We start from the raw sequence: 24,511 nt of genomic DNA on the forward strand, positions 1-24,511 counted from the left end.
CTAAGGAGTTACTAGACCTCCATCGCTTCCCGATACTATATAAGAAACACCTTTACATGGGAACGTTTACTACTCCTCTCTGCTAGAATGCATCGAAAAAAACGGGATTCCTAACGTTCACGTCCATTTGTTGCTTTGTAAATTGCAATTTTAAAAAGCACCTATTTATAACTGTTTAGGCCCCTATATTTATGTTCCATTTACACAAATCCTTTTCGGGCAGTTCTATTTAAAACGGCCCGAGTTGATTCTTCTAGTCTATGGAATCCAATTATCTTTTCCAAAAACCGGTTTTCTTTTTTCTAAGAAGGCGTTTCTTCCTTCTTTGGCTTCCTCGGTCATATAGGCCAATCTAGTGGCTTCTCCTGCAAAAACTTGCTGGCCAACCATCCCATCATCGGTAAGGTTCATGGCAAACTTCAGCATTTTAATAGAGGTTGGAGATTTTTCCAGTATTTCCTGAGCCCACTGATAGGCAGTATCCTCTAATTCTTCATGAGGTATTACGGCATTTACCATTCCCATATCCATAGCTTCTTGGGCAGAGTAATTACGCCCTAGAAAAAAGATTTCCCGCGCTTTTTTCTGCCCTACCATTTTTGCCAAATAAGCAGAGCCATATCCGCCGTCAAAACTAGTGACATCGGCATCCGTTTGTTTAAAGATAGCATGCTCCTTACTGGCTAAGGTCAAATCGCACACCACGTGCAGACTATGTCCGCCACCAACGGCCCATCCAGGAACCACTGCAATAACGACCTTTGGCATAAACCTTATAAGCCTTTGTACTTCCAAAATATTTAAACGATGCATGCCATCCTCCCCAACATAGCCTTTATGGCCTCTGGCTTTTTGATCGCCCCCGCTACAAAAGGAATATACCCCGTCCTTGGTAGACGGCCCCTCTGCCGACAGCAATACAACCCCTATAGAAGTATCCTCCTGCGCATCATAAAAGGCCTGATACAATTCACTTGTGGTTTTTGGCCTAAAGGCGTTTCGCACGTTTGGCCTGTTAAAAGCGATACGGGCTACTCCGTCACATTTTTTATATGTAATGTCCTCAAACTCTCTGACGACTTTCCAGTTGATCTCTTTTTGCATTTCTAAATATTATTTACTTGGTCAAAGATAGTATTCTTTACTAAAACCTATATTTCTCCGGTTAAACTATGAGACTTTATTCTTAGCTTCTATCCATTTGGACATGTATTTTGTACCCGCCATAGTGTGATGCCTTAGCATTTCACCTATAAAATTTTTGGCCCTAAAGTCGGACAAACGATGCTTCACCTCCTCAATTTTGGAATAAAACCTATCCTCTAAAATGTCGATGTTGTATAATTGATTCACTATTGTCACCCCATTTTTCCGTGCATTTTCCCAAATAGCCTCCTCCTTATACAATGCTACTGCTGCATTCGCAAAACTCAGAGCATCATCGGCAATAACGCCATTCCAATCTAAGCCCGGATGCATGCCTTCTGCTCCTATTGTGGTCGTGACGCTTGGGGTACCAAAACGCATCCCATCTATTAGTTTACCTTTAATGCCAGCGCCAAAATTAAGAGGTGCTAAGTTTACCCTAGCCCTACCAATGACCTCCTTGGCCTCTTTAGCATGCCCCAAAACACAAAAACCTTCCTTAGGCTTGCTCATCTGTAGAATATGCTCTGGTAAATAAGCCCCGTAGACCCTTAAATTCGCCTCGGGCAATTGCTGTCTTATCAGCGGCCATATTTCTTTTTTTAAACGTACAACCGCGTCGATATTTGGAGCGTGTTTGCCGTTTCCTATGCAAACAAAGTCTTGTTTTTCATGATAACCGAGCCAATCCTGCTGATCCTTAGCTGTAATCCCATTGACCATTATAGGTAAATGTAATATTAATTGATCCGGGATCTTTAAGACTTCTTTCAGCAGTTCTATTTCAAAGAAAGAAATAATCAGACTAAAATCGCATCGGTAAATACTGGCGATTTCTCTTTTGGCCAAATCTGTAGCCAACCATTGATCGGAAGAAAAAGGAGTGTTTTTTTTATATGACTCATGCCTTGCCATTCGCAGGGAATGCAGGTCTTCTGTATCTAAAATCCGTACTGCCCTGGGCGCATATTGAGCCACTCTCCATCCAAATTGCTCTTCGGCCATAAAACGATCAAAAAGGACAATGTCGGGGTCAAAATCCTGAAGCAGCTCGTCAAAACTCGAATGGTTGAGCTTGATTGCTACCTTAGCAACTCCCAAGGACCCCAAATCAAAGGAGTAATTGCTCTCGGAAGCCGTGCTGGCAAAGCTTATTTGATATTGGTGTTTTATAAAAAAATGCAACAACTGTAACATTCGCCCTCCCGCAGCTGTAGTATTTGGTTCTGGCCATACATAGCCTATAATCAATAGTTTCTTTTGCATTTTCTTTGGGAACTTATTTCATTCGAGCAGCAAATTTCCCAGAAATACTAGAACGCAATTTGCGTTCATAGTCTTCTTGCAGCCACTCTTTATAGTTTTTTGTATTGTTCATGATGCAATAGGAATATTGACGTACCCTAAAGGCTATTTCTTCCTTTAGTTTTTTGGCCAAAATCCGAGCATCAAAGACATCATCACTGTTCTCCACACATATCTGAGCATGTTGCTCTATACTGCGTTCTAGCACCGTTTTAGATTTAAGGCCCTGAGCAAACACCTTTTTGTACTCGGCCTTGATATCAAATTCGATGTTCTCGGATTTGACAAACAAGGCTTTTAAATCGGCAGGCATTTCATACACAAAATCTTTTTCTATTTCCTCGTCATTCTTTATGTTTTCCAAATAGAAATCAGGAAAATGAAAGATTTCTTGCCAATCTATCGGTGCGTGCCACATCCCAAATCTTGCGACATTATTCCCTAGATCTACTACGGTAAACTCGTCTTTATCAGGTAAAATTCGAGACCCTCTTCCAATCATCTGAAAATACAGGGTTAAAGATCGTGTTGCCCTATTTAGTATAATCGTTTCTACCGTTGGCTCATCAAAACCTGTCGTTAAGATACTTACCGAGGTTAGGATAGCATCTGGTGTTTCTGAAAACCAATTTAAGATATCCCTACGTTCAGAAGCACTGTTTTTATTGTCTAGGTGGCGAATATTATACCCAGCCTTTTTAAAAATATCCCTTACGTAAATAGAAGTGCTAATACCATTGTTAAAAATCAGTGTCTTCTTTCCTTTCCCAATTTCCTCATACGCGCTTAATAATTTGGCCAACATATTCTGATTCCCATAAAACTCGTCAGAAGATTTTACCGTATAATCACCGTTGATTCCCAATTTCAGACTTTTTAGGCTTACATCGTAATTATACATATTTGCCTTTGCCAAAAACTTTTTCTCGATAAGGGATGAAATAGATTCTCCCACGATAAGTTTTTGGTAGTTATCTTTCATAGGGAGTTTTATGTTAGAGCTTAATGGGGTCGCTGTAACACCAAGTATGGTTGATTGTTGAAAATACTTAAAAAGCTTTCTAAAGGAATTGTAATGTGCTTCATCAATGATGACCAAGCCAATGTTGTGTAGGGTTAGCTTATCGTCTTGTAGCCTGTTTTTAAGGGTTTCTACCATGGCTACAAAACACATGTACTCGTCTTGATCGTTAAGCTCCTTTATGTCACTATTTATAATTTTATTCTTAACTCCAAATCCAGTTAACATCTGTGAGGTCTGACTGCTTAACTCTATCCTATGCGTAAGCACCACAACCTTTTTTTGTGTTTTTCGGATATATCTTTTTGCAATTTCAGAGAAAACTACCGTTTTTCCTCCTCCCGTAGGTAATTGATACAGGAGGTTTGCATCAGAGGAAGAATCCTCTAAAAACTTAAAAATAGTTTTTAGATCCTTCTCCTGATAGTCGTAAAGTTTTTTTTCTATGCGCTGTACAGGTAACTTCAAATTGGTAGGTAGTTTTAAAAAAAATGCAACATTCAAACCTTACAAAATTAACAGTTTTTTGTGCTTGTTAAAAATTAATACCGTAAAAACATGGAATTAATAGCCTTTTTCTTCGGATACAATGTTGTTTAAAAACGCTCCTTTTTGCAATCTATTATAATTTTCCAGCAATTGCGGAACTACAGAATCCATATCAGATACGCTCGCCGTATGGGGAGTCACAAGTATTTTAGGGTGTCTCCAAAACGGGTGGTCCTTCGGCAACGGCTCTTGGTGAAAAACATCTAAACTGGCACCGGCCAAATGATCATTGTCCAACATTTCCAGTAAATCTTCATCTACCAAATGCCCTCCTCTGGCAACATTGATAACATAGGCTCCTTGCGGTAGATCTTTAAACAATTCTTTATTGAGAATTCCGTTTGTATCTTCGGTCAACGGAAGCAAACACACCAAGATATCGGTAGCGGATAAAAACGGCTGGAGTTCTGTTTGACCTACATAAGTTCTTACCTCATGATGTGGTTTTGGGGAATTGGCCCATCCATGCACCCTAAATCCATACTGCTTTAAGTTTATAGCGGCCAAACTACCTAATGCCCCCATTCCCATAATCCCAACGCTTACATCGGCAATTCTCTTATATGTTTTGCGGTTCCAATCTTCGCTTATTTGGGCTGCTTTGTAATCGGTTAGGTTTTTTAAAAAATTAAAAATATTAGCGATAATAAATTCGGACATATCACTGGCTAAAATAGGATCTACAACTCTTGTAACGGCTACGCCACTTGGGAAACCCGGATCGTCAAAAATAAAATCAACGCCAGCTCCGAAAGAGGCAACACATTTTAAATTTGGATACTCCAACAAACTGCCGCTGGGATGTTTCCAAACGATCGCCATGGTAATTTTGTCTTTAGGATGCGCTTCCAAATAACTATACACCTCTATATCCGTGTTGTTCTTCTTTAGAGAAGCTATCCATTCATTAATTTTCCCATCTTGTCTTATAATTACAATACTCATAACTAATCTATTATATCTAAAATTCGTGAAAAAGCCTCAACATTAGGCCATTTATGTTCTGTAGTAAAAAGATAAATTTTCAAAATCCGATCCTTAAAATCCGGAAGCAACCCATTGACAGAAACCAACTGAACCGCCTCTTTAAATGAATTCTCCATACTCTTATAAAAAGCATCGGGCACATTCCTGTTCTCGGAATAAGATTGTGCAATCTCCAAATTATAGAGCATCACATCAACAATGAGATGGGGCGCAACTCCCAAGCTTATAAAATGTTTGATAAATTTTTGCGCCACAGATCTTCTGGCCTTTGGCTTTTTTCTCTTTAAAGGAAAATACTCATTGGAGATTTTTAATTTGGCCTCTTGTACCATTTTATCTTCCTTAGGATTGAAAACAAAATCGTAGTATTCCTTGACCGCTGGAAATCTAACATACAAATCCAGGAGCTGGGCCTCTAAATCCTTCTTTTTTAATTCTGCCAAGTATTTGGTCAATGCTCTTTTACTCATTCTATAAGGTTCTCCTGCTCAAAAAATTAAAATTCAATGTTTATTAAAAATTGGTGCAAGATCATAAAATAAGACTTAAATTTTAAGGATAAAGACAATTTATCTTAAAATTCTCACAAATTACATACTCCAAACCCTATTTCCTTGGAAAAACAATAAAAAAGGCGTATTATGTTAGATTATCAGTATTAATCCCAAAAACATTTATAAATGAGGCAATTAAAGATTATCAAGCAGGTTACCAATAGGGAGTCAAAGTCTTTGGACAAATACCTGCAGGATATCAGTAAAATTGATTTGATTACTGCGAACGAAGAGGTTGAATTGGCACAAAAAATTAGGGAAGGCGATCAGCACGCTTTAAACAAATTAACCACTGCAAATTTAAGATTTGTGGTCTCTGTAGCCAAACAATATCAAAATCAAGGTTTAAAATTACCAGATTTAATCAATGAAGGTAATGTGGGATTAGTAAAAGCAGCAAAACGTTTTGATGAAACCCGAGGTTTTAAGTTTATTTCTTATGCCGTTTGGTGGATTCGACAAGCAATATTACAGGCATTGGCCGAACAATCTAGAGTTGTACGCTTGCCTTTAAACAAAATTGGATCGATCAACAAGATCAATAAAGCATTTTCCTATTTGGAACAGTCCCATGAGCGCCCCCCTTCTCCCGAAGAAATAGCCAAGGAATTAGACATGAGTGTTTCAGAAGTAAAACAATCCATGAAAAATGCAGGAAGACATGTCTCTATGGATGCGCCCTTGACCGAAGGAGAAAACTCCAATCTTTACGATGTTCTAAATTTTGAACAATCGCCAAGACCAGATAATTCCTTAATGCAACAATCCTTGAATACGGAAATAATCAGAGCCTTAGACACCCTTTCCCCAAGAGAGGCAGATGTTGTAAAGCTTTATTACGGCATAGGAGACCATCAGGCGATGACATTGGCAGAAATTGGACAAACCTTCGACCTTACTCGGGAAAGAGTCCGACAGATAAGAGAAAAGGCTATTAGAAAGCTAAGGCATCATTCAAGAAGCAAGCTTCTAAAAACATATTTAGGTTAATCATAAAAAAAAGTCCCTTTACGGGACTTTTTTTTATGATTGTAATTTTTAAAGATGACTGAGTTTTTTGATATTGAACTTTGCTAAAATATCGTTTAAATCTTCCAGGAAATTTAAGTACGCTAGGTTTTCTTGATTTTCTTTGGCCATAATAGTTTGGTTGTTAAAGGTTCTTAAAACTATACCTTTAGATATAGTCGATTTTTGACAACTCATTGAAACTTAATATTTTATTTAAGTTTTGTAAAAACAACAAGTATTCTTCTCCGTAGGTTTCGTACAACATGATAAGATCTGGTTTTAAAATTACAGATTGGGCTCCATAACTATATCATAAATTTATTTATTCCTTTTGGGTAAACCAACAATTTGTGGTGTATACAACTTTTTTTGTTGTGAAAGCAAAGAGTTTAACCAGCAACCCACTATAAATACTTTTTTTAGGTCTTTCAGATATTTCAAAAGATTATAAATAACGACTTTCTTTGATCAATTGGTCATCTTCCGAATAGAATTTACTAATTACATCCCTGATTAAGCAGCCTATCGATTCGTTTTTCTCCTCCTTAAGCAAGTCCTCCAATTGTCTTAAAACCGCCACATTGCAAAAGTCAGCAGTCTCATAAATAGCATAGATGGTTTTTATTCTATTCCTATCTTCTAGACTATATGCAGTGACAGGTGGAATTGGCAAGCCTGTTAAGGGAATGGTATTTCGGACGGCCTTAAATTGAATATCCTCTTTGTTTTGTTGCATATACTTTTTCAAAAGCACCCTCATTTGATGTCTGATTTTAGGATCAATTTCCAGGCTATTTTCACCATCCGAATATGGAGCAAGAACATTTTTCGGGGAGACTGTTTTTCCTATAGGGATCACGGGTTTCCCCTGAGTATTTTTATTTTTAAAGTTTTCGACCTCATCTTCCCCACTGTTATTCTTTCCATTTTTGATCATTACAAGTACTATTTTATTAACAGAAGTCACGCTGTGGTTAAAAAACCGGCTTCAGCTTACTTTTTTCGCTGATTTTAATTGATTAAGAAAGCCCATTGATTTCGCCCCCTTTGTTTTTTTTTAAAACCTCCATTGAAGGATAATTCGGCACGAACATATATTTAAAAATTCAAAAAAGAAAGTATTTTCTTTAAGCCGATTAATTATGCCGATAAGAATGTAGATTTCAACAATTAAATATTATGGGTTATTACCCATGATTTTAGGGCCAAACTACTATTACACATTTTCATAAAATAATGCCGTGTTTTCTTTTGCCCAATATTAAAAACAAATCACTATTCTTAGCTTGTTTTAGGCAAGAATAAGTTTAATAACCTTCATTTTCTGTGGTTAATTGGTTTTATTTGTAAGTCATAAAAAATTATACCATGAAACATTTAGTTGGACTATTATGCACGCTTACCTTTTTCTCGTGTAAGGAAAAAACAGAAAAAATCCCCGAATCGCTCGAGGATAAAGCTATGAGAATTCACAACAGCGTGATCACCATTGACACTCACGACGATTTTACCGTAGCTAATTTTACGGATAGTATTAACTACACTCAAAAATTGGACAATCAACTAAACCTTCCTAAAATGGATCTCGGCGGATTAGATGTTTCTTGGTTAATCGTATATACGGGACAGGGAGAGTTAAACAAAGAGGGGTACGCGAAAGCAAAAGAGAATGCGATGGCGAAATTTGACGCTATTCACAGGCTCTGTGAAGACTATGCTCCAGACCAGATAGAACTTGCCTTAACTTCTGAAGACGTACGAAGGATTACCAAATCTGGAAAAAAGGTAGCCATGATAGGGGTAGAAAATGCCTACCCTATGGGAGAGGATTTATCGGAATTTGAAAATTACTATAATTTAGGAGCCAGATATATTTCTTTATCCCATAACGGACATAGTCAGTTTTGCGATTCCAACACCGGAGAGGAAGACGGAAAATGGCTCCATAACGGCTTAAGTGAATTAGGAAAGAAAGCCGTTGCTGAAATGAATAGGCTTGGTATTATGATCGATGTATCGCATCCATCAAAAGAATCCATGAAACAAATGATAGCCCTGTCCAAGGCTCCTATAATCGCTTCTCACAGTTCGGCCCGAGCTTTGTGCAACCACAGCCGGAATTTGGATGACGAACAATTGCTATTGATGAAGGAAAACGGTGGTGTGGTTCAAACCGTGGCCTTTGCGTCTTACCTGAACACCGAAAAAAGCGAGGCTAGAGCGGCTTATATGCGAAAACTCTATGATGAAGTAGCAGACTCCTTAGGATTAGAAAACCACAAGGAGATAAGAAAAATCGCCAAGGAACTCGCTGCAAAAAGAGAAGATGCTGTACTAGGTGTAGCAGTTTCAGATTTCGTTGATCATATTGATTATATGGTCAATTTAATCGGAGTAGACCATGTAGGGATCAGCTCCGATTTCGATGGCGGTGGTGGTATAGAAGGATGGCAAGATGCCTCCGAAACCTTTAATGTCACCCTAGAACTAGTAAAAAGAAACTACTCCGAAGAAGACATAGAAAAGCTTTGGGGAGGCAACTTGTTGCGCGTTCTTGACAAGGTACAAGAAGTAGCGAACACCCTTTAGTAAAGCCTAGGATTTATTGGCCAATCGATCTTTGACAAATTCTACTTTAGTTTTGTTGTGAGGGAGCGGTTGGCCATCCTTTCCTAAGTTGACCATTACAATTTGATCTACGGTAACAATAGTTTCGCGAGTCATCTTATTGCGAACTTCACAACTTAAGATAAGAGATGTTGCTCCGAATTTTAACGCCTCTATCCCTATTTCAACTATATCGCCCTCTACAGCGCTACTCATAAAATTTATTTCAGACATATATTTGGTAACGACCTTCTTGTTTTCTAACTGAATTATACTGTACAGTGCGGCCTCCTCATCTATCCAGGCTAATAATCGGCCTCCGAACAAGGTGCCATTGGCGTTTAAATCTTCTGGTTTAACCCATTTTCTGGTGTGAAATCTCATAACGTATACTTTTATTTACTAAAGTTAGAAAAGTTTGTAGCGTAAAAACCATTAATCGCTCCTAATTGGATTGGTTTTTTCGATTTGAAAAATACTCCCTCCCCATTTCCTTAATTTCCCAATTAGAAGCCTTAATATATTTCATATTGACAAATCAACTTTTCCCTAAAGAAGGCGACCTTTAAGCCGTAAGGGGTAATAAGTCGGTCGTATAAATTGCGTAAAAACTGTCCAATATTTTTTTATTTAAGAGCCCCTAATTCATATCTTTATAAAAACCCCATAAAAATGAGCGACAGATCCCTTCGTATCCTAGAAATACGACCGCTAATTCCTTCTGCCAAGGTTTCCGAAAACATGAGCATTGAAGAACAGTTTCAGAACAAAACTTTACGCCCGGTCCTTAAAATGCAAAACTCCTTACTGCTGGTTGTTTTTAAGAATTACATAGAAAAACACAAGAACCGTTACTACGAACTTAACCTTAGCAAACGTATGTTATATATTGAAAATGCCATACAGAAGGATATAAAGTTCAGAAATTCTCTAAAAGGAATTATCATCGGTCAATTTACAACTGAAGAATACGCCCTGTATACAAAAAGTTCTTCGGCCTTAAATAAACGAATGATGCAAATGGTAACAGAGCGTATTAAGGACCAATTACAGTATTTTGAAACGTCGGTTTTACTCTAGCAAGGAGGCGCCATTTAAATCTGTAGTTAAAATATCGCTCATAAGGTCAAAATATGGGCGTATGGCACGGAAAGAATCGTTTACCTTAGTTATAAAATCTGGGGACAACACTTCCTCGTCACTATACTCTTTCACAAAAATAAATTGCTTTTGACGGATAAGGTCAATATCTGGATGTTCTCTATGGAACCCAGAGGGAGCGGTCTTAAGAGCCTCTCCTTTTAATTCGCCCCATATTTCATGAAAGGAAGGGGTATTGATTATGTTTCTTATTTCTGAGGCATCCGTTTCAAATTCCTTTCTAATTCTAAACAGATCTTCTTTGTTAGGGCCCCAAAATCCGGCCGCAATAAAAGACCCTTTTGGTTTTATTTGTATATAATACCCTCCTCTTAGCTGGGCTCCGGCCCGGGAAAACGACCCGGCGAAATGGGTTTTATAGGGTGTTTTGTTTTTGGAAAATCGCACATCCCTATAAATCCTAAACATTTTTTGTTGGTCTATCTCATCGTGTTCTTGAAGCCGCTCCTTTAATGCCGTAAAAAAACCTTTCACCTCGGTTTCAATAATTTTAAATTCCTTTTTGCTATCTGTAAACCACTCTCTATTATTGTTTTTCTCTAATTTTTGCAGAAAAAGGAATGCCTCTTTCGTAATTACTTGCTGTGCCATACGACTCATTTGATTGTAACTTTGTATCAAAGTTAACCAAATAAGATTGAGGTGATTTTGAATTAATGGTTAATTTTGACTGATAAGGAATAGAATTCATGGATAAATCAGAAATAATAAAAAACATAAAGGCGCATAAAAAACAGCCTAACTTAAGATTTGAACTTAAAGAGAAGACAGAACTTTTTATAGACCGCTTGTTCTATACGCTTTTTGATATTGACACTCCAGTTGCCGAAAATTTGGATTTATTAGAGAAAGAATTTCAGCACTTGGTAGATTTAGCTTGCTGGAAGGTAGACAAACCTTGTAAAAAAGTATGGGACAACTATGTTGTTAGATTACCTAAAATACTAGAAAAACTAAACAAGGATGCCGAGGCCATCGTAGACTGCGACCCGGCTTCTCTCTCGATTGAAGAAGTGTATTTGGCCTATCCCGGATTTTATGCCATTGCTATTTACAGGCTTGCCCATGAATTATGCAAGGACGGATTTCCTTTAGTTCCTCGTTTAATGACAGAATACGCCCATAGCAAAACTGGGGTAGATATAAACCCTGGAGCACAAATAGGGGAATCTTTTTTTATCGATCATGCTACTGGTGTTGTTATTGGAGAGACCGCCATCATTAAGGATAATGTAAAAATATATCAAGGAGTAACCCTTGGGGCATTGTACGTTGCCAAAAACCTACAAAAAACAAAACGACACCCCACCATTGAGGACAATGTTACCATTTACGCCAATGCCACTATTTTAGGGGGTGAAACCATTATTGGAAAAAACTCCGTAATTGGCGGAAACGCATGGATAACAGCTTCTGTACCTGCTAACTCAACCGTTTTTCATTCCCCAGAAATTAAAATAAAACCCATTTCACATGCCTTATAGTATTTTAGATATTATTGGAAATACACCTTTAGTATTGTCCACTACCCTAAATTCCAACCCAAACGTTCAACTTTTTTTTAAACTCGAAGGCCATAATCCGGGAGGAAGCGTGAAAGACCGAGCTGCTTTAAACATGATAAAAGGCGGATTAGATCGGGGCGATTATACAAGGGACTCTAAATTAATAGAAGCTACCAGTGGTAATACCGGAATAGCCTTAGCGATGATTGCCGGTATCTACGGATTAAACATAGAACTGGTCATGCCCGAGAACTCTACCAAAGAAAGGGTGCAGACCATGCGAGCCTACGGGGCAAAGGTTACCCTAACACCTGCAGATGTTGGTATTGAAGGCGCCAGGGATTACGCCGAAGCAAAAGTCAAGGAAGAAGGCTTTGTTATGATCAACCAATTTTCTAACGACGACAATTGGAAAGCACACTATAAAACCACAGGCCCGGAAATCTGGAAGGATACCAAAGAAAAAATAACACATTTTGTGTCTTCTATGGGTACAACAGGAACCATTATGGGTACCTCAACTTTTTTAAAAGAACAAAACCCCAAGATACAGGTTGTAGGTGTACAGCCCACCGATGAATCTAAAATTCCGGGAATACGAAAATGGCCAGAAGAATACCTTCCCAAGATATTTGACCCTAAAAAGGTAGATTCGGTCATGGAGGTTAGCCAAAAAGAGGCTGCCGAAATGGCTAAACGACTTGCAAAAGAAGAAGGGATTTTTGCAGGAATGAGTAGTGGCGGTGCTGTGGCGGCCGCTGTAAAACTTGCTCAAAGTATAGACAAAGGCGTTATCGTTACTATAATTTGTGATCGGGGCGATCGCTATCTGTCCTCCGATTTATTCGATTAACCTCCTAGAGACTGTAAAATCTTACTTCGAAAGAAGTTTAAACGAATTATTGTATATAACAAAAGAGCACCTGAGGTGCTCTTTTTACTGTAAATTCCCTGTTTTTTTATTGGGAATCATCGGTGGCATCATCAATCTCATCCTCAATCTCCTCTACACCTTCTTCGAGATCATCGCCTACTTTTTCAATTCCGTCTTCAATTTTTTCTTCTGTTGATTTTGTTTCCCTGCAACCAATCGTAATGGCTGAAAAGGCAAACAACATAATCATACTTAAAATTACTTTTTTCATTTTTTGAATTTTAAAAGTTTATATTATATGACATCTAACAATTTCAATAACAAGATAATACAATTTTCAGTTAAAATGATACATTCATAGTCCTTAATGCTTAAAATTGACTTTTTTTTCTTCTTAAAAAGACTTTATGAGCCCTGTGCAACGCTTTTTAAATGATCGGAAGAGTCTTTTAGCCAAGCATCCAACATCCAGCTCGTTTTCTCTAGATCGCGTATATATGCTCCTATTAGATCTACCGTACCCTCATCTTCTATCGTATTGGCTGCCTGTATAACCTTACTCATTTGGCTCAATAGAATTTTATGAGATCCTAAAATCTCGGAAACCATTTCTCGATCGTTTAAAAAACTTTCACTTTCTTCTATAGCCGAAGTTTTGAGGTAATCGCTATAATTACTCAATGGATGATATCTCAAAGTCAGTACCCGTTCGGCAATCTCATCAATTTTTATCCTGGCATCTCCGTATAGTTCTTCGAACTTTTGATGCAATTCGAAAAAATTTTTCCCAAGGATATTCCAATGAAAATTTCTTAACTTTTGATAATACATGTGGTAATCGGCCAAAAGTGTATTTAATTCTACGACTACAGGTAACAATTTTTCTTCTTTAATATTTAGATAGGTCATAAATATGAAATAAATTTTAGTGATTGAACAATATGTTTTAAGTTGGGAAGAATATTGACAAGAAAGGCTATTCTAGAAAATAGCAGGTGGAATACAACCATTTGGATAGGCATCGGCCTTGTCTCCCAACACCCTCAAGATAACAACCTTAAGGGTGTTTCTCACATTTTTAACGTCCTTTAACGAAGATTAAGAAGAATTAACTTAACAAAAATTAAAGCCACCTCTTTTTTTTGAAGTATATTAACAAGCCTATAAAGATTATTAACATGAGTCCCCAAACGTAAAAATAACCATTCGGCATTTTTAACTCAGGTATATTTTCAAAGTTCATCCCATAAACCCCTACAATAAACGTCAATGGAATAAAAATTGAAGCCATAATGGTCAGCACTTTCATCACCTCGTTCATTTTATTGCTGATATTGCTCATGTACATCTCCATTAAACTCATAGACATCTCCCTATATATCTGCAGGCTTTCATTTATTTCTGTACTGTGATCCATAGCATCTCTCAAGAAAAGCTTGGTATCCTTAGAAATGAGCTCATGCTCAGAATCTATTAATTTATTTACAAGCTCCTTAACAGGATACACATATCTTCTGATTCTAAGGACTTCTTTCTTTAATTCCTGGATTTTATGTGCGGTTCGTGATTTAGGATTTTCGTATACTTCCTCCTCTAAAAGTTCAATTTTCAGGTTTACGTTTTCAAGTACTACGTAATAATGATCTATGATAGCATCTAAAAGGGCAAAGAACAAATAATCTGCAGACCTGGTCCTAATACGCCCTGTCTTGTTTGTAATACGATCCCTTAAGCCATTAAACACATCGTCTTTGAGCTCTTGAAAAACCACAACGGTATTCTTGGACAAGACCAATGCAACATGCTCGGCCACCAATTCATTTTCGGCGTCTAAATAAAGCATTTTAAAAACCCCAAAAATATAATTATCGTATTCATCTATTTTTGCTCGCTGATTGGTGTTTACGGCGTCTTCAATGGATAATGGATTTAATCCAAGTGTTTTACCTAGTTTTTCTACAAAAAACTCGTCGCTTAGCCCAATTACATCTATCCAAGTGGTTGTAGGTGAAGCCGTCAACTCGTCAATAAATGTAAGCCCATCAGGGGTATCTGGGTCAATCGTCCGCTCAAGGATAGAGTTTTCATCATATTCCAATACATTGACCGAAGTACTCCCCCCGTCCCTATTCCCCATGTAAATAACAGTTCCTGGAGCTTTCCCCATTTTCTGATGTCTTTTGGAGTGTTTTTTTGGAGGTATATTTTTGTTGGGTTTCTTTTTGGCCATGGGTTCTATTATTGTGGTTTTTCTAATCTAGTCGTAAACAGTTATCTACTAATTTAGTATTTATTGACTTCCTACATAAATTTAATTCCGACAATAAACAAGAAGAAGGATCTGGTAAATGAATTTTTTAAGAATCGGAAATCGTATTAATTAAACTCTAGGCTATTCAGCAATAATCCAGAGCCAGGAGCTACAAAAGTTAAGGTAGGGGAATCTACTTCTTCCAGGGATATAATTATATCCTCGAGGGTTAGTATTCCTTTCCCAAGTTGAATTAGTGCTCCCATAATCATTCTTATTTGATACCGCATAAAACCCGCTCCTTTTATATGCAAGGCATAGCTGTATTCGGGAAAAAAATTGGCCTGTAATATTTCATTACGCTTTATTTCGCAGGAATCAACTGTGCGGTTCACTTTGGTATTGGGCTGCAACCTAGCTGTATAGGAAGAAAAATTATGTGTTCCTACAAACAGGGCCGCCCCTTTTTTCATTAATTCCAAATCTAATTCTTCTATAATATTGGCTAAAAAAGGAGCCGCAAAGGGGTGGTTCTTTTGCCCATAAGAAAAAAGATACACATATTCCTTGCATTTACTTTCTTTGATGATATTAAAGTTTTCATCGACCGTATCCATGCTGGTTACGCGGATATCTGGGGGAAGGTTGGCATTGAATTCTTCTAAAAAATCAGTAGGGCTCGTTATGGGCTCGTCATCTAAAAACAATTCAAAGGCAGTATTAAGTGCAGACACCTTGGCGTCGGTCCGTCCGGCTCCTAAAATTTTAAATTTCTTCTCGGGCAATATGTACTTTAAGGTTTTAACCAACATGCCTTCTATTGTTTTATGCTGTGGTTGTTTTTGCCAACCACTATACCGAAATCCTAAAAATTGCACATGAATTAAGTAATAAAACCGTTGTCGTTGCATGCTTTTGTTAATTGTAATGTTTTGTTTTTTTCTGTTAAAATTTATTCTTGATAACAAAAAGACTATATAGTTTATTATATTTTAATATATCGGTAACAATAATACTCTAAACCCATCAATTATACTCCAAAAACAGCGGATAAAACCATTTTATCTACTATAACACAAGTGATGTTTGCTTTTTAAGCTAAACTAAAACCTGTGTTTCCATTTCTGTTTTTTTAGGAGTTCGAAATTTTCGTAAAGAAAAGACAGCATGAAAAGATGGGATTTCTAAAAAACAACCGATATAACAGGCTTTTCTGGAGCTAGCAACATCAAAAACCAACATAAAATTATTGTCTTTTTTCGGTGTTTTATTTTTTTAAAAAAGCCATTTTTCACCTAGTTTAGCCCCCCTTTATTACCTTAAACACATTGTGTAATTATATCTGTCTAAATTTAATTATTAATTAAATACCTCATCAAACACAATGTGTTCCCGATAAACGGTATTTCCTCTAGCAACTTATACCTTTTATCGATTAATTTGATTGTTTTAATAATTCAGCACCATCTTTGTGTTTTGAAAAAAATAGTGAACAATCCCAGAATGAAATTCATTTTACGTTTTTTTTCCTTTAAAGTTTGCCTTCTTCTATCAGTGATCACACTGGTTTTTCTAGTTGTATTAAACTTTTATGGTCTTTATTCCAATAAATTCTACTTTAATAAGGTCGATAATTATATTTTTCCAGTTTTAGCCGTTGTTCACCTTATATATCTTTATGTTTTAAACAATCGGATTAAAAGATCTACCTCTATAGATTCCACAGTGCTAAATTTGGAATATGGTTTATATCCTGCATTTTTAATTTACATGTATAGAGGTGCTGAAGCTTTAATAAATCTCTTCTCTTATAGCAAGTTCGAAAGCTCCCTGCAATCGGAAGCATTTCATTTCACGGTAATTTCGATATCCTTGATGTATTTTTTCTTAGCGCTGCTGAGCCTTATAACTTTTAGACATAGACAACGAATACTAGGCCATTACCACTTTTTAATATTAAACAAGCACCAATAAACACCACTTTAAGTACTTAAAAGCGATTCTGTTATACGTCTATATAAGAAACCGGTACTTTTTTATAAAGCTCCTATTATTTTTAAAGGAAAACTTATTGCGCGACCTTAGGAAGTGGTTTATTATCTCATAACTAAACTATAACTGTCCAGATATTTTGGTAGTTATCTATTATTTTTTCCATTGGATTTTTTTTTATTGAGGATACCTATTCATCCAAGGCCAACGCGCCAGCTCGTCCCTTCTCTCCAAATGCAAATCGCTGCATTTTTCGTGCGGGTCTCAGGAAAATTAAAATAGGCGAATATTTTTAATTTTAACAATTTCAGAGAAGCAGCATCAATTATTGTGACATAAATTTTATTGACCGAAAGTCCCGTCATTTAGCAGGGGAGATAGTGTTGACTATTTAGGAGATATTATCATCCAGGTCTTATGCGTTAGGGACCGCGGCGGCATCCCCGCAGCGGAGCAAGGGATACAGCCAAGTGCCCGCCCGACGAAGGAGGGAACGCCCAAATCAACAAACAACAACTAAATACATTGATTGCATTTTTTGTTAAGCTTCGATAGGCAACAACATAACGACTTTATTTATAAGTTACCGCTTAAAATAATATCTATGTATAAGAATTTCTATTTACACCGAGGCATATGGATACTTCCCCCAACATAAAAATGCTGAAGATTTTCATCTTCTCATCGCTTTTGGTGATTCTTATTATTGTAGTTTTAAGTTTTTACGGCCTATATTCCAACCGTTTTAATTTTTTCAAACTCAAAAATTACATTTTCCCAATTTTAGCCATCATTCATCTCCTGTACCTATACATTTTATGGTTTAAAACTACCAATATGGAATACCCAGACACAGTGATGCGTAACATTGAGTATACCATGTATTTTATATGCTTGGTTTACCTGTTTCAAATTATCGAAACCCTGATCACTGCTGTGTCTCTGGGACAATTCCATGACCGAATTATTCCGTCAGCATTTATCCCCATGGCCACACTGATGATATGTTTAAAGGTGTTACTGCTACTATTAACCATTTTTTTGTTTGTTAAACGCAAACTCCTTGTAGGGAAATACAATCATGATTATTTAAACAAGGACCTGGAATAATACATTGAATAACACCTCCACGTTTCCTCATTATTTACAGCCCTTTAATATAATTCCCGTATAAATCTTTAAATTCATACCCTTCTGTAAATCGCTGTTTACTAAGTTTATTGTACGCGGCCAACCCCCAGAGCAATAATTCCTTAAAGAAGTAAACGTCTTCTTTTATAATGTTTGGATTGTATTTTTCCATTAAGGCATTAAGTGGCGGTATATTGTCTAGTTGCTTCTTGTATTCTTCATCTGTAGCATCGTCTAAAACAACGACCCCTTCTCCGTTAAAGAACCAACTGATCAACTCATCATATGGCCCTTCGACATCCTTGCGTTCTAGCTTTTCTATTTTCGGGAAATATTCGGCAAAAATCGATTTTACGGCATCTTCAATTAAAATTTGAGCAACACCATCGGCACCTTCCTGTTCGCCTTCATAGACCAGTTCTATTTTTCCGGTTATAGAAGGTATGACCCCCATAAAGTCTAACAATCTCACCACCGTATTGTCCTTTTTGCTTTTCAGAATCCGCCTTTCTGCGGTACTCAACAAGTTTTCAAAGGCTGTTATACTCATTCGGGCACTGATTCCACTCTTAGCATCTACATATTCACTTTTTCTTGCTTCGATACTGATTTGCTCTAATAAATCCTTGGCTAAATCTGGCACATAAACCGCATCTTTCTGACGCTTATCGAGTTTAGATTCTTGTTGGGTGATTTTCCGAGCCGTAGCAATATCTTCGGGATAGTGGGTTAATATCTGAGACCCTATCCTATCTTTCAAAGGCGTTACAATACTACCTCTATTAGTATAATCCTCGGGGTTTGCCGTAAACACAAACTGTAAATCGAGGGGTAGTCGCAATTTAAATCCTCTTATCTGGATGTCGCCTTCTTGCAAGATATTAAATAAGGACACTTGTATTCTTGCTTGTAAATCGGGCAGTTCGTTGATCACGAATATACAGCGGTTGGCACGAGGGATCATTCCAAAATGGATTACTCGGTCATCGGCATATGAAAGTTTTAAATTTGCCGCTTTAATGGGGTCTACATCCCCTATTAAGTCGGCCACAGTAACATCTGGAGTAGCTAATTTTTCATAAAACCGTTCATCTCTATGCAACCAAGAAATTGGAGTTTCGCCTCCTTTTTCCTTTATCAATTCTTTAGCGTATCTAGAAATGGGATTTAATGGGTCATCGTTTATTTCCGAACCGGCAACAATAGGTATGTATAGGTCCAATAGATTTACCATTAAGCGCGCTAACCTAGTTTTTGCCTGCCCTCTTAGGCCAAGCAGGTTAATATTGTGTCGCGATAGGATTGCCCTTTCCAATTCGGGGATTACGGAGTTTTCATACCCCCATACCCCTGGAAAGCTATTTTCCTTGTTTTTAATTTTGAGAATAAGGTTATTCCTAAGTTCGTCTTTAATTTTCTTAGGTTGGTAGCCCGATGCTTTAAGCTGTTCTAGGTTGGTAATTTCTTTATAGTTTACATACATATTTCTATATTCTAAATCCCTATTGTCGCAGGATTCTTATTGTTATTGCTTATCCCTTTAATCTTTTTCTTCTATTTTGCTCATAGTCCTCGAAAATCATTTCTCCAAGACCTTTTAATCCGGTAAAAAAAGCTTTCCCGTTATTCGCTGCAGTAAATTGCCTTACGAACTGCGTTAAATAAGGGTCTTTTGCAATCATAAAGGTAGTTATGGGGATATGTAATTTCCTTGCCTGCCTAGCAATGTTATAACACTTCTCCACGATATAATCATCTAGGCCAACACTGTTTTTATAATATGTACCATCGGGCAACCTAAGACAACTTGGTTTTCCGTCGGTAATCATAAATATCTGTTTATTCGTATTCTTTTTCCTTCTCAGCATATCCATGGCCAGTGATATTCCCGCAACCGTATTGGTATGGTAGGGACCTACTTTTAGATAAGGCAGATCCTTTATAGGAATGGGCCAGGCATCATTTCCAAATACCAGCACTTCCAAAGTGTCCTTTGGATATCGGGTAGTAATGAGTTCTGCCAAAGCCATGGCTACTTTTTTGGCCGGGGTAATCCTATCTTCCCCATAAAGAATCATACTATGGCTGATATCGATCATCAGCACGGTACTCATTTGGGCTTTATATTGGGTATCCTCTACCACTAAATCTTCTTCACTGAGATAAAAGTTCCCCATTCCATGGTTAATCTGGGCGTTTTTCAAACTTTCTGTCATGGAAATACGCTCTAGGCTATCGCCGAAACGATATTCTCGCAATTCGCCCATATGCTCATCTCCCCTGCCCGAGGTACCGGTCTTATGGTTGCCGTTACCACTGCGTTTAATTTTTCCAAATATTTGATTTAAGGCCGCCTGACGAATAATGCGCTCCATTTTAGCCGTGATGGCCATATCGCTCTTTCCGGCGCCCACACCATCATCCTTACCTCCTTTATGCTCTTCCCTAAGGAATCCTTTATTTTTAAGGTCTTCTATAAAGTCGTCAATGGTATAATTCTCGTCGGTAAGCTCGTATTCCTTATCTAACTCCCTTAGCCAATCCAAAGCCTCCTCTACATCGCCCGAAGTATGTGTGATTAATTCTTTGAAAATATCAAAAAGTTTATCGAATGGAGTCAGTTCAGGTGCTTCGTAATTGGAAAAGCGAAACCCTTTTCTTTTATTATTGCCCATACTATAAATTTAATACATTTGGTTTATATCTTGCGCTTTTTAAACAAAACTTAACGGATCAAAGCGTACCGAACAGCTATGGAAGACAAGAACTTGTCAAGGTTTATTGGATTTTATGAAACACCGCCATTATGGATCGGTCAATTAAATGGTTTACAACAATTTGATTTTCCCGAGATAGATTTTAAAGATTTTAACCCTCAACCATTACCTACGAATCTAAGATTAGGGCATCAATTAGAGCAGGTTTTCTTTCAGCTAATCAATAGTGCTCCCTCCTACCGTATCCTAGCACATAACACTCCAGTTAGAAAAAACAAGATCAGTTTAGGTGAAATAGATTTTATTGTAGAAAATTTAACCGAAAACCTTCTTATACACATAGAGCTTACCTATAAGTTTTATTTAGTAGATACCAATATTCCAGAAGAACAACAGCAATTGATAGGCCCTAACCGAAGGGATTCATTTTTTAGAAAAAAGGAAAAAATTATAAACCACCAAATCCCCTTACTATATTCTCCCGAGGGAGCATTAGCTTTAAGCGACCTAGGGATAGCCCAGGGAGAATTACAGCATCACGTATGCTTTAAAGCACAATTGTTTATACCCTTTACCAATAAAAAAACAACATTACCCTCCTTCAATCCAAAATGCATCATAGGGTATTGGTTTTCTTTACAAATCTTTGAATCCGAAAATTTTCGAGAATTCGAATACTATATTCCTTCCAAAAAGGAATGGCCCACACACCCACATAAAGATGTCATCTGGAGCTCTCATTTTAATATTTTACCAACGGTAAGGAATTATATAAAAAATGAGCAGTCGCTTTTGATATGGATCAAAAAGCCGTTGCAGCCCATAGAAAAGCATTTTATCGTTTGGTGGTGATATTTTTAAAGCAAAAAACATGGGATATTATCTAGAAGACGTAGAAACTGGTTTTCCGAATGCCGAAAAAAACAATAAAAGCATATATAATTCGTTCTTCTAAGAACCAATCTTAAGCTTTTTTGACGATGATTAAAATATACTGTTTTTTATTCGCTTTTATATATACGTATACCCTTCCTGAGAAAAGCAACTGTGAACTCGCTTATTCCACGGCTACCTACGCCTTAATGCATGCAAAAAAAGCCTTAAAGGCTAATAATTTTGACCATCAAAAGTATGCTTCTTCCAAAGCTTTGGTCTCTTATGAAAAAATTGCCGAATACCTAACAGATTGTAAATGCGATAACCTCTCCGACAGGGTTGCAGAAAATATTGAAGATGCGAAAAAGGCCTCTGATCCGATCGATTGGGACAGAGGGCGCTATTATAGCAAGAAAGTCTACAATAGCACCCAAGACCTTATTGGGCTAATGGACGAGTGTTTTAGTACTGAACCAGAAGCCAGCAAATAATCTTAAATTTTTTAAGAATGGCGTGCCTCCAACACCGCGACAATATCTTTTAACGAAAAGCCTTTTGCTTGGAGTAATATTAGATAATGGAACAACAAATCGGCACTTTCGTCCTTAAATAGTTTGTCATCATTATCTTTTGCCTCTATAACCACTTCCACAGCTTCTTCTCCAACCTTTTGGGCAACCTTATTGATGCCGCTTTTAAAGAGGGACGAAACATAACTTGGCTTCGCGCCTTCTTCCTGGGCTACCTTGCCTTCTGCTTGGTCTTTTCTATTTTGGATAATGGCCTCGAGTTTACTTAAAAACCCGTAAGAATCGTTATTTTCTTCTTCCCAACAGGTATCGGTACCCTTGTGGCATGTTGGACCAACGGGATTTACTTTAACTAATAAAGCATCTTGGTCACAATCTAATTTAATATCAACTAGATGAAGAAAATTACCGCTTTCTTCGCCTTTGGTCCATAAACGCTGTTTGGTTCTGCTAAAAAAAGTAACCTTTTGGGTTTTTTGGGTTTTCTCAAAAGCGTCCTGATTCATATACCCCAGCATCAGTACTTTTTGGGTCGTTGCATCTTGAATGATCGCTGGTACCAATCCGTCGTTGTTCTTATTAAAGTCTATTGTCATCATTGTTACATTGGTCATGAAGGAAAGAACATTTAGCGGGATGATTCATTTTCCCGGCTCTTTTAGCCCTCTTGTTTTATTTATATTCTTACTGGAATATTGTTCCGTTTTAATTCTTCTTTTAGGTCTTTGATCTCTATTTCTTTAAAATGAAAAACACTGGCTGCTAAAGCGGCATCGGCTTTCCCTTTTAAAAAGGTATCGGTAAAATGCTGTATTTTCCCTGCACCTCCCGATGCAATAATCGGAATATTCAATTCTGTCGATAATTTAGCCAAGGCCTCGTTTGCAAACCCGTCTTTAGTACCATCGTGATCCATAGAGGTAAACAGTATTTCCCCGGCTCCACGCTGCTCTACTTCCTTGGCCCAATCGAACAGGTTTAATTTTGTCGGCACTTTCCCCCCTACCAGATGAACAACCCATTGTCCGTCAATTTGTTTGGCATCTATAGCTACTACAATACATTGAGAGCCAAATTTAGCCACTAGGTCATTAATTAACTGTGGATTTTTTACGGCCGATGAATTTATAGAAACCTTGTCCGCACCGTTGTGCAGTAAGATATCGACATCTTCAACCGATGAGATTCCCCCTCCTACCGTAAAGGGAATATTCACTTTCTCTGCTACTCTCAAGACCATATCGGCCATGGTTCTACGTCCTTCTTCGGTAGCCGAGATATCTAAAAAAACCAATTCATCTGCCCCGGTTTGTGCATAGATTTCTGCCAGTTCCACAGGATCGCCGGCATCTCTTAAATCAACAAAATTGATTCCTTTAACGGTACGTCCGTTTTTAATATCCAAACACGGTATAATTCTTTTCGTCAACATATCTTTTTCTAATCACGCTGAAACTAATCAGCTTCACTATATTCAGTGGTTAAACACCTTTCTATTTTCCTAGGATAAAGTTTTCTAACTGTTTAAGGCTAATTCTATTCTCATAAATCGCCTTGCCTATAATAGTACCTTCACAGCCCAATTCGGCCAATTTAGGAAGCTCCTCAAAGCATGATATCCCCCCACTGGCTATTAGTTTTATCTTAGTTGCTTCATTTTTCGCTGCTAATAAGATTTTTTCGTACAAATCAAAAGAAGGCCCTTCTAACATGCCATCCTTACTAATATCGGTACAAATAACATAGCTAATCCCTTCTTTTTGGTAGGACTGAATAAAAGGTATCAATTCTTCTTTGGACTCTTCGAGCCATCCAGAAACTGCAACTTTTTCATCCTTGGCATCGGCGCCCAAGATTATTTTATCGGCTCCGTAGGTACTGATCCATTTTGTAAATACAGCTCTATCTTTTACCGCAATACTACCTCCCGTTATTTGACTTGCGCCACTATCGAAGGCAATACGCAGATCATCATCGGATTTTAACCCTCCTCCAAAATCGATTTTCAAATTGGTTTTAGAAGCTATTTGCTCCAATACCTTATGATTGACAATATGGTGCGACTTGGCACCGTCCAGATCAACCAAATGAAGGTATTCTATGCCGTGGGCTTCAAATTCTAAGGCCACCTCCAAAGGGTTTTCGTTATAAATCTTTTTAGTGTCATAGTCTCCTTTAGAGAGTCTTACGCACTTTCCTTCTATAATATCTATTGCTGGTATTATTCTCATATAATTTCCCTAAGTTTTAAAAACATCAAAACTTAAACAGGGTCTTTTTAAATTTGTAATTCT

General features: G+C 37.4%; 26 protein-coding genes. 8 read left to right on the top strand and 18 right to left on the bottom strand.

Features of this window, described 5'->3' with window-relative positions; all coding sequences use genetic code 11:
* Positions 1-258: 258 nt before the first annotated feature.
* From HCG49_RS00215 to HCG49_RS00235, 5 genes are all read right to left on the bottom strand, one after another.
* The gene (locus HCG49_RS00215; protein WP_072764152.1) at positions 259-1,104 is read right to left on the bottom strand and encodes a 1,4-dihydroxy-2-naphthoyl-CoA synthase; all 846 of its coding nucleotides are present in this window, start codon (positions 1,102-1,104) and stop codon (positions 259-261) included.
* A gap of 66 nt (positions 1,105-1,170) precedes the next feature.
* Positions 1,171-2,412: a glycosyltransferase gene (locus HCG49_RS00220; protein WP_168467560.1), complete on the bottom strand. Its 1,242-nt coding sequence runs from the start codon at positions 2,410-2,412 to the stop codon at positions 1,171-1,173.
* A gap of 13 nt (positions 2,413-2,425) precedes the next feature.
* Positions 2,426-3,940 carry a DEAD/DEAH box helicase gene (locus HCG49_RS00225; protein WP_168467561.1) on the bottom strand — a complete coding sequence of 505 codons (1,515 nt, stop codon included), beginning with the start codon at positions 3,938-3,940 and terminating at the stop codon, positions 2,426-2,428.
* A gap of 96 nt (positions 3,941-4,036) precedes the next feature.
* Entirely contained in the window at positions 4,037-4,966 is a 930-nt protein-coding gene (locus tag HCG49_RS00230; protein ID WP_168467562.1) for a 2-hydroxyacid dehydrogenase, read from the bottom strand.
* A gap of 2 nt (positions 4,967-4,968) precedes the next feature.
* The gene (locus HCG49_RS00235; RefSeq protein WP_168467563.1) at positions 4,969-5,478 is read right to left on the bottom strand and encodes a DUF6155 family protein; all 510 of its coding nucleotides are present in this window, start codon (positions 5,476-5,478) and stop codon (positions 4,969-4,971) included.
* Between the two features lie 210 nt (positions 5,479-5,688).
* Here HCG49_RS00235 and HCG49_RS00240 point away from each other — a divergent pair, with 210 nt between their 5' ends.
* Positions 5,689-6,552 carry an RNA polymerase sigma factor RpoD/SigA gene (locus tag HCG49_RS00240; protein WP_168467564.1) on the top strand — a complete coding sequence of 288 codons (864 nt, stop codon included), beginning with the start codon at positions 5,689-5,691 and terminating at the stop codon, positions 6,550-6,552.
* A 48-nt stretch (positions 6,553-6,600) separates the two neighbouring features.
* Here the strand turns inward: HCG49_RS00240 and HCG49_RS00245 are convergent, their stop codons facing one another.
* Positions 6,601-6,768: a hypothetical protein gene (locus HCG49_RS00245; protein WP_168467522.1), complete on the bottom strand. Its 168-nt coding sequence runs from the start codon at positions 6,766-6,768 to the stop codon at positions 6,601-6,603.
* Positions 6,769-7,018: 250 nt separating this feature from the next.
* Positions 7,019-7,510, bottom strand: a complete 492-nt coding sequence (locus tag HCG49_RS00250; RefSeq protein WP_168467565.1) for a hypothetical protein — start codon at positions 7,508-7,510, stop codon at positions 7,019-7,021.
* A gap of 431 nt (positions 7,511-7,941) precedes the next feature.
* Between HCG49_RS00250 and HCG49_RS00255 the strand changes: the two genes are divergently transcribed.
* Positions 7,942-9,162 carry a dipeptidase gene (locus HCG49_RS00255; RefSeq protein ID WP_168467566.1) on the top strand — a complete coding sequence of 407 codons (1,221 nt, stop codon included), beginning with the start codon at positions 7,942-7,944 and terminating at the stop codon, positions 9,160-9,162.
* 6 nt (positions 9,163-9,168) lie between these two features.
* Here HCG49_RS00255 and HCG49_RS00260 read toward each other — a convergent pair whose 3' ends face one another.
* Entirely contained in the window at positions 9,169-9,564 is a 396-nt protein-coding gene (locus tag HCG49_RS00260; protein WP_168467567.1) for an acyl-CoA thioesterase, read from the bottom strand.
* 288 nt (positions 9,565-9,852) lie between these two features.
* Between HCG49_RS00260 and HCG49_RS00265 the strand changes: the two genes are divergently transcribed.
* Positions 9,853-10,260 (top strand): glyoxalase, encoded by a 408-nt coding sequence (locus HCG49_RS00265; protein WP_168467568.1) that lies wholly within the window; start codon positions 9,853-9,855, stop codon positions 10,258-10,260.
* Here HCG49_RS00265 and HCG49_RS00270 read toward each other — a convergent pair.
* A complete protein-coding gene (locus HCG49_RS00270; RefSeq protein WP_168467569.1) occupies positions 10,252-10,932 on the bottom strand; it encodes a DUF2461 domain-containing protein in 681 nt (226 codons plus the stop codon). The genes HCG49_RS00265 and HCG49_RS00270 overlap by 9 nt on opposite strands.
* A 98-nt stretch (positions 10,933-11,030) precedes the next feature.
* On the opposite strand from HCG49_RS00270, the gene epsC reads away from it, so the two are divergent.
* Both epsC and cysM read left to right on the top strand, forming a co-directional pair.
* The gene (gene epsC / locus HCG49_RS00275; protein WP_168467570.1) at positions 11,031-11,825 is read left to right on the top strand and encodes a serine O-acetyltransferase EpsC; all 795 of its coding nucleotides are present in this window, start codon (positions 11,031-11,033) and stop codon (positions 11,823-11,825) included.
* A complete protein-coding gene (gene cysM / locus HCG49_RS00280; protein WP_168467571.1) occupies positions 11,815-12,699 on the top strand; it encodes a cysteine synthase CysM in 885 nt (294 codons plus the stop codon). Before epsC ends, cysM begins: the two co-directional genes overlap by 11 nt.
* A 106-nt stretch (positions 12,700-12,805) precedes the next feature.
* Here the strand turns inward: cysM and HCG49_RS00285 are convergent, their stop codons facing one another.
* The 4 genes from HCG49_RS00285 to HCG49_RS00300 form a co-directional block, all read right to left on the bottom strand.
* Positions 12,806-12,991 (bottom strand): hypothetical protein, encoded by a 186-nt coding sequence (locus HCG49_RS00285; protein ID WP_168467572.1) that lies wholly within the window; start codon positions 12,989-12,991, stop codon positions 12,806-12,808.
* Between the two features lie 134 nt (positions 12,992-13,125).
* Positions 13,126-13,629, bottom strand: a complete 504-nt coding sequence (locus HCG49_RS00290; RefSeq protein WP_168467573.1) for a Dps family protein — start codon at positions 13,627-13,629, stop codon at positions 13,126-13,128.
* A 214-nt stretch (positions 13,630-13,843) separates the two neighbouring features.
* Positions 13,844-14,950, bottom strand: coding sequence for a magnesium/cobalt transporter CorA (gene corA / locus HCG49_RS00295; RefSeq protein WP_168467574.1), 1,107 nt, complete (start codon positions 14,948-14,950; stop codon positions 13,844-13,846).
* Between the two features lie 146 nt (positions 14,951-15,096).
* Positions 15,097-15,783 carry a tRNA pseudouridine(38-40) synthase TruA gene (locus HCG49_RS00300; protein WP_317167441.1) on the bottom strand — a complete coding sequence of 229 codons (687 nt, stop codon included), beginning with the start codon at positions 15,781-15,783 and terminating at the stop codon, positions 15,097-15,099.
* 2,017 nt (positions 15,784-17,800) lie between these two features.
* On the opposite strand from HCG49_RS00300, the gene HCG49_RS00305 reads away from it, so the two are divergent.
* Entirely contained in the window at positions 17,801-18,073 is a 273-nt protein-coding gene (locus HCG49_RS00305; RefSeq protein WP_168467576.1) for a hypothetical protein, read from the top strand.
* Positions 18,074-18,107: 34 nt separating this feature from the next.
* Here the strand turns inward: HCG49_RS00305 and HCG49_RS00310 are convergent, their stop codons facing one another.
* Entirely contained in the window at positions 18,108-19,577 is a 1,470-nt protein-coding gene (locus HCG49_RS00310) for a magnesium chelatase (RefSeq protein WP_168467577.1), read from the bottom strand.
* 49 nt (positions 19,578-19,626) lie between these two features.
* Positions 19,627-20,769: a vWA domain-containing protein gene (locus HCG49_RS00315; RefSeq protein ID WP_168467578.1), complete on the bottom strand. Its 1,143-nt coding sequence runs from the start codon at positions 20,767-20,769 to the stop codon at positions 19,627-19,629.
* A gap of 78 nt (positions 20,770-20,847) precedes the next feature.
* On the opposite strand from HCG49_RS00315, the gene HCG49_RS00320 reads away from it, so the two are divergent.
* On the top strand, positions 20,848-21,663 hold the full coding sequence (locus HCG49_RS00320) for a DUF1853 family protein (RefSeq protein ID WP_168467579.1): 816 nt from the start codon (positions 20,848-20,850) through the stop codon (positions 21,661-21,663).
* Between the two features lie 128 nt (positions 21,664-21,791).
* On the top strand, positions 21,792-22,178 hold the full coding sequence (locus tag HCG49_RS00325; protein ID WP_168467580.1) for a hypothetical protein: 387 nt from the start codon (positions 21,792-21,794) through the stop codon (positions 22,176-22,178).
* An 11-nt stretch (positions 22,179-22,189) separates the two neighbouring features.
* Here HCG49_RS00325 and hisIE read toward each other — a convergent pair whose 3' ends face one another.
* The 3 genes from hisIE to hisA form a co-directional block, all read right to left on the bottom strand.
* Positions 22,190-22,831 carry a bifunctional phosphoribosyl-AMP cyclohydrolase/phosphoribosyl-ATP diphosphatase HisIE gene (gene hisIE / locus HCG49_RS00330; RefSeq protein ID WP_262888030.1) on the bottom strand — a complete coding sequence of 214 codons (642 nt, stop codon included), beginning with the start codon at positions 22,829-22,831 and terminating at the stop codon, positions 22,190-22,192.
* A 62-nt stretch (positions 22,832-22,893) separates the two neighbouring features.
* Positions 22,894-23,649 carry an imidazole glycerol phosphate synthase subunit HisF gene (gene hisF, locus HCG49_RS00335; RefSeq protein ID WP_168467581.1) on the bottom strand — a complete coding sequence of 252 codons (756 nt, stop codon included), beginning with the start codon at positions 23,647-23,649 and terminating at the stop codon, positions 22,894-22,896.
* Between the two features lie 61 nt (positions 23,650-23,710).
* A complete protein-coding gene (gene hisA / locus HCG49_RS00340) occupies positions 23,711-24,448 on the bottom strand; it encodes a 1-(5-phosphoribosyl)-5-[(5-phosphoribosylamino)methylideneamino]imidazole-4-carboxamide isomerase (protein WP_168467582.1) in 738 nt (245 codons plus the stop codon).
* Positions 24,449-24,511 lie beyond the last annotated feature (63 nt).

The organism is Arenibacter sp. 6A1, from assembly GCF_012272855.1.
Lineage (GTDB): Bacteria > Bacteroidota > Bacteroidia > Flavobacteriales > Flavobacteriaceae > Arenibacter.

Bases quoted from the DNA above. Each gene is read 5' to 3' on its own strand.
- HCG49_RS00215 (WP_072764152.1), bottom strand. From the start codon at position 1,104: ATGCAAAAAGAGATCAACTGGAAAGTCGTCAGAGAGTTTGAGGACATT.
- HCG49_RS00320 (WP_168467579.1), top strand. From the start codon at position 20,848: ATGGAAGACAAGAACTTGTCAAGGTTTATTGGATTTTATGAAACACCG.
- HCG49_RS00270 (WP_168467569.1), bottom strand. From the start codon at position 10,932: ATGGCACAGCAAGTAATTACGAAAGAGGCATTCCTTTTTCTGCAAAAA.
- HCG49_RS00260 (WP_168467567.1), bottom strand. From the start codon at position 9,564: ATGAGATTTCACACCAGAAAATGGGTTAAACCAGAAGATTTAAACGCC.
- hisA (WP_168467582.1), bottom strand. From the start codon at position 24,448: ATGAGAATAATACCAGCAATAGATATTATAGAAGGAAAGTGCGTAAGA.
- HCG49_RS00300 (WP_317167441.1), bottom strand. From the start codon at position 15,783: ATGTTGGTTAAAACCTTAAAGTACATATTGCCCGAGAAGAAATTTAAA.
- HCG49_RS00315 (WP_168467578.1), bottom strand. From the start codon at position 20,769: ATGGGCAATAATAAAAGAAAAGGGTTTCGCTTTTCCAATTACGAAGCA.
- HCG49_RS00290 (WP_168467573.1), bottom strand. From the start codon at position 13,629: ATGACCTATCTAAATATTAAAGAAGAAAAATTGTTACCTGTAGTCGTA.
- HCG49_RS00245 (WP_168467522.1), bottom strand. From the start codon at position 6,768: ATGAGTTGTCAAAAATCGACTATATCTAAAGGTATAGTTTTAAGAACC.
- HCG49_RS00220 (WP_168467560.1), bottom strand. From the start codon at position 2,412: ATGCAAAAGAAACTATTGATTATAGGCTATGTATGGCCAGAACCAAAT.
- HCG49_RS00230 (WP_168467562.1), bottom strand. From the start codon at position 4,966: ATGAGTATTGTAATTATAAGACAAGATGGGAAAATTAATGAATGGATA.
- HCG49_RS00305 (WP_168467576.1), top strand. From the start codon at position 17,801: ATGGAATACCCAGACACAGTGATGCGTAACATTGAGTATACCATGTAT.
- cysM (WP_168467571.1), top strand. From the start codon at position 11,815: ATGCCTTATAGTATTTTAGATATTATTGGAAATACACCTTTAGTATTG.
- HCG49_RS00235 (WP_168467563.1), bottom strand. From the start codon at position 5,478: ATGAGTAAAAGAGCATTGACCAAATACTTGGCAGAATTAAAAAAGAAG.
- HCG49_RS00310 (WP_168467577.1), bottom strand. From the start codon at position 19,577: ATGTATGTAAACTATAAAGAAATTACCAACCTAGAACAGCTTAAAGCA.
- HCG49_RS00325 (WP_168467580.1), top strand. From the start codon at position 21,792: ATGATTAAAATATACTGTTTTTTATTCGCTTTTATATATACGTATACC.
- HCG49_RS00250 (WP_168467565.1), bottom strand. From the start codon at position 7,510: ATGATCAAAAATGGAAAGAATAACAGTGGGGAAGATGAGGTCGAAAAC.
- HCG49_RS00285 (WP_168467572.1), bottom strand. From the start codon at position 12,991: ATGAAAAAAGTAATTTTAAGTATGATTATGTTGTTTGCCTTTTCAGCC.
- HCG49_RS00240 (WP_168467564.1), top strand. From the start codon at position 5,689: ATGAGGCAATTAAAGATTATCAAGCAGGTTACCAATAGGGAGTCAAAG.
- HCG49_RS00255 (WP_168467566.1), top strand. From the start codon at position 7,942: ATGAAACATTTAGTTGGACTATTATGCACGCTTACCTTTTTCTCGTGT.
- corA (WP_168467574.1), bottom strand. From the start codon at position 14,950: ATGGCCAAAAAGAAACCCAACAAAAATATACCTCCAAAAAAACACTCC.
- HCG49_RS00265 (WP_168467568.1), top strand. From the start codon at position 9,853: ATGAGCGACAGATCCCTTCGTATCCTAGAAATACGACCGCTAATTCCT.
- hisF (WP_168467581.1), bottom strand. From the start codon at position 23,649: ATGTTGACGAAAAGAATTATACCGTGTTTGGATATTAAAAACGGACGT.
- epsC (WP_168467570.1), top strand. From the start codon at position 11,031: ATGGATAAATCAGAAATAATAAAAAACATAAAGGCGCATAAAAAACAG.
- hisIE (WP_262888030.1), bottom strand. From the start codon at position 22,831: ATGACCAATGTAACAATGATGACAATAGACTTTAATAAGAACAACGAC.